The sequence below is a fragment of the Rothia gullae genome (genome assembly GCF_024294905.1).
Lineage (GTDB): Bacteria > Actinomycetota > Actinomycetes > Actinomycetales > Micrococcaceae > Rothia.
Genome location: NZ_JANCOC010000015.1, coordinates 60,304 through 64,420, shown reverse-complemented (window position 1 = coordinate 64,420; position 4,117 = coordinate 60,304). Strand labels below are relative to the sequence as shown.

The following is a 4,117-nucleotide window of genomic DNA, read 5'->3' as shown; positions in this document are numbered from 1 at the left end:
CCCCCCCCCCCCCCCCCACCCCCCCCCCCCCCCCCCCCCCCCCCCCCCCCCCCCCACCCCGCCCCCCCCCCCCCCCCCCCCCCCCCCCCCCCCCACAACTCCTTATATGCTCAATACCGGGCTTATTCTTTGGGGGAGGGGTTACTTGCCCTTCACCTCGCGTGCCAGAGCCAGCAGCTCCTCATGCACCGTCGTATCGCCCGTAACCTCCGGGTGGAAAGAAATACCAATCAGGTTGCCCGAACGCACACCCACAATCTTCCCCTCATGACGAGCCGTCACCTGCACACCCTCACCAGTGCCAGTCACAATCGGCGCACGAATAAACGCCGTATCAATAACCACCTCATCACCGGCAGGGGTCAACCACGGCAGGCGCACCTCTGCAGAATCAACCTGCGAACCAAAAGCGTTACGGCCCACCGAAACAGCCAAAATACCCAGCGACTGCTGACCCGGCGCCGGATCATTAATATGCTTCGACAACATAATCAGGCCAGCGCACGTACCCAGGGTCGGCAGACCCGAAGAAATCGCCTCAATCAGCGGCTCACGCACACCAAAAATACGGGTCAAACGGTCAATCGTCGACGACTCACCACCGGGCAGAACCAGCGCATCCAGACCCTCAAGCTGCTCACCGGTACGCACCCAACGTACCTGCGCACCCAAAGATTCCAGCATCTCCGCATGCTCGCTCACGCCGCCCTGCAACGCCAAAACACCAACCGTCAAACCCTCACCCGGCAAAACACCGGTAGGCTGAACCTTCATCACCGCTCCCTTCACAAATCAACAAACACAAGGAGGGTGGGACCCGCCTCAGCGAACCCCACCCCCTCATCAAACATTCACCCCACAAACGGGGTGCGCGCGCGAATTACCAGCCGCGCTCCGCCAGGCGGTGCGGTGCCGGAATGTCAGCAACGTTAATGCCGACCATAGCCTCACCCAGGCCGCGAGAAGCCTCAGCAACCTTCTTCGGGTCATTGTAGAAAGCGGTAGCCTTCACAATAGCCTTCGCACGAGCAACCGGGTCGCCCGACTTGAAAATACCGGAACCAACGAACACGCCGTCAGCACCGAGCTGCATCATCATTGCAGCGTCAGCGGGGGTAGCCACACCACCAGCGGTGAACATGACCACGGGCAGCTTGCCGGTCTGAGCAACCTCACGAACCAGCTCGTACGGTGCAGCCAGTTCCTTAGCCTTCACGTACAGCTCATCGGGCATGGTGTTGTACAGGCCCTGAAGCTCAGCAATCTGACGCTTAATGGTGCGGATGTGCTTGGTGGCCTCAGAGACGTCACCGGTGCCAGCCTCGCCCTTCGAGCGGATCATAGCGGCGCCCTCGGTGATACGGCGCAGAGCCTCACCCAGGTTGGTAGCACCGCACACGAAAGGAACCTTGAACTGGTGCTTATCAATGTGGTTCACGTAGTCAGCGGGGGAAAGAACCTCAGACTCGTCAATGTAGTCGACCTTCAGGGTCTCCAGAATCTGAGCCTCAACGAAGTGGCCGATGCGTGCCTTCGCCATGACCGGGATCGAAACAGCATCAATGATGCCCTCAATCATGTCCGGGTCAGACATACGAGCCACGCCGCCCTGCGCACGAATATCCGCGGGAACGCGCTCGAGAGCCATGACGGCAACAGCGCCAGCATCTTCAGCGATCTTAGCCTGTTCGGGGGTGACGACGTCCATGATGACGCCGCCCTTGAGCATGTCGGCCAGGCCGCGCTTAACAAGCGGGCTGCCGGTTACGGTGTTGTTATCAGTCATGACCTTATCTTCTCACGTTCTGAGTGCTCGCGCGCACTCACGGAGGTGGATTTTCTGTTCTCTGACACGGTACGACCCGAAGTTTACGTCAGAATGACACAAAATGTCATGAAAGGTGCCCGCACCCATGAAGTAGACAGCCCCGCCAGCGAGCGTAGGAAATAAAACCGCCGGTATACTCTTTAACCCAGTAGAACCCTGCACACGGGCACCGCGGGTAGGCGCTCACCACATCGTAAACGCCACCTAGAACAAAAGCCCGCAGGGCAACCATCAACACATTTCACAGACCATGTAGCGCACCAGGAACTGCGCCCGGGCACACCCATATCAGCACCCGAGCGTCCAGTACCCCTGTGCCCAAGAAAAGGAACAGCATGCTCGAAGTCGTTATCGCACTATCCCTCGCTGTCCTCGTAGGCAGCGCAATCGCGCACAAAACGCGGATCACCCCCGCCATTGTGCTGATTTTCATTGGCCTGGCTATCGGTATTATGCCCGCCCACGAACTGCACGAAGTTCAGAGTATTGGCCTGCCGCCGCACGTCATCCTCGAAATCTTCCTGCCCATCATGCTCTTCTGGGAAGCCCGCAACACCTCTTGGCGTGAAGCGCGCACCCGCATTCGCGGCATTATCCTCACCGGAACCCTGCTGGTCATCGTGACCGCCTTCGGTGTCGCCGGGATTCTGCACGAGCTCGTTGGCGTGAGCATCTGGGGTGCGGCCCTGCTCATCGGTGTGGCGCTCGCACCCACCGACGCAGTCGCCGTCGCAACCCTCAACGGCAAACTGCCCAAGTCCTCCATCACCACGCTTAAGGCGGAGGCACTCATTAACGACGGCACGACCCTCGTGTTGTTAACCCTCGCGATGCAGGTAGCCGCCGGCCAAGGACTCTCCCTCGGCCACTCCAGCGGCATGTTCTTCTTCTCCTTCCTCATCGGTATTCTGGTCGGTCTGGCGGTCGGCTGGGCAGCCAACAAGATTCGTGCCCACATCGACAACCCGATGTGGTTCACATGCTTCATGTTGAGCGTGCCCTTCATTGCGTTCCTGCTCGCGGAGAAGATCGAGCCTTTCCCCGATATGAAGGGCTCAGGCGTGGTTGCTGTCGTAATCGCGGCGTTCTTCCTCACCTACTACAGCCCGGATACCATCAAGCCGCAGAACCGCACCTATGGTACGCCCACCTGGGCGTTCGTCACCTTCGTTATGAACGCTGTGCTGTTCGTCATGGTCGGTGTGCAGCTGCCCACCGCCGTGGAACGTATGGGCGTCACCATTAACCTCTACGGCACCACCTGGAGCTACGGCCTGCTCGTTGTGCTGGTCGCCTGGATTGCCTGCATTGCCATTCGTTACGTATTCCTGAACGCCTCCGTTTTCATGATTCGACTGCTTGACCGTAGCGAAAAACAGCGCACCCTGCGCACCACCCACCGCGGCCGTGTCGTATCCACCATGGCTGGTCTGCGCGGCGGCGTGTCCCTGGCGGTGGCGCTGTCCATCCCGGCGAGTGTTGAATACCGCGACTTCGTAATCTTCGTGGTGTCCGGTGTGGTGCTGTGCTCCATGGTCGTCCAGGGCATGCTGCTGCCCGCCGTAATCCGCTGGGCGAACCTGCCGGTCGACAACAGCGAAGAAGAAGAGATGAACGAAGCAATCCGCACCCTGATTGCTGAGTCCTTCGACTCCATCGAGGAAATCGGTGGACGCATCAACGCCCCGCAGGAAGTCATCGACCGCATCGCTGAAGAACACATGTTCAACATGAGTATGTACCGCAACCTGCACACCCTGCACATGCACGGCGAGGACACCCCCGAGAATGTGTTGAAGGTGCTCGAAGCGAACGAAAAGGAAAAGGAACTGCGCCTGGGCGTGCTCGAAGTTCAACGCGACATTCTCAAGCGTCTGCGCGACGAAGGCAGAATCGACACGAACGTACTGCTCCAAATCCAGCAACGCCTGGACATTGAGGTGTCGCGTGTGCTCGGCCCGCTTGAGCTCGAATAGCTCACGCTCCTACATGCGATACGTATGAGGTGAGGCGCCCCACCCCTAAACGGGGAGGGGCGTCTCGTTACTTTATGTTGCCGCTGCCTCTGTGCGCCCTCCCGTATCTGCGCACCCCAAGCGGCCATAAGGCAGGTTTTGCTCAGGGTGAGTATCTACCCACCCGCACTGAACATCGGTAAAATATGAAAGTTACGCCCGCACGCCCCGCCCGCCCCCCCCCGCGCCGCCCCCCGCCGCACGGGGGCGGCGGGAGGGGCGGGGGGGGCCCCGCGCCGCGCCCGCCCGCGCGCGCGGCCGGGAGGAGGGATAA

Annotated in this window: 3 protein-coding genes; 1 reads left to right on the top strand and 2 read right to left on the bottom strand. The window is 60.4% G+C overall.

What is annotated here, in order from left to right:
• Positions 1-141: 141 nt before the first annotated feature.
• Together pdxT and pdxS are read right to left on the bottom strand one after the other, a co-directional pair.
• Positions 142-774 carry a pyridoxal 5'-phosphate synthase glutaminase subunit PdxT gene (gene pdxT / locus NML54_RS08480; RefSeq protein ID WP_254757470.1) on the bottom strand — a complete coding sequence of 211 codons (633 nt, stop codon included), beginning with the start codon at positions 772-774 and terminating at the stop codon, positions 142-144.
• A gap of 106 nt (positions 775-880) precedes the next feature.
• The gene (pdxS, locus tag NML54_RS08475; protein WP_254757469.1) at positions 881-1,786 is read right to left on the bottom strand and encodes a pyridoxal 5'-phosphate synthase lyase subunit PdxS; all 906 of its coding nucleotides are present in this window, start codon (positions 1,784-1,786) and stop codon (positions 881-883) included.
• A 377-nt stretch (positions 1,787-2,163) separates the two neighbouring features.
• On the opposite strand from pdxS, the gene NML54_RS08470 reads away from it, so the two are divergent.
• Positions 2,164-3,804: a Na+/H+ antiporter gene (locus tag NML54_RS08470; protein WP_254757468.1), complete on the top strand. Its 1,641-nt coding sequence runs from the start codon at positions 2,164-2,166 to the stop codon at positions 3,802-3,804.
• Positions 3,805-4,117: the final 313 nt, after the last annotated feature.

What these genes read in the sequence shown, in the direction of transcription:
- pdxT (WP_254757470.1), bottom strand. Translation starts at nt 774, where the DNA reads ATGAAGGTTCAGCCTACCGGTGTTTTGCCGGGTGAGGGTTTGACGGTT.
- pdxS (WP_254757469.1), bottom strand. Translation starts at nt 1,786, where the DNA reads ATGACTGATAACAACACCGTAACCGGCAGCCCGCTTGTTAAGCGCGGC.
- NML54_RS08470 (WP_254757468.1), top strand. Translation starts at nt 2,164, where the DNA reads ATGCTCGAAGTCGTTATCGCACTATCCCTCGCTGTCCTCGTAGGCAGC.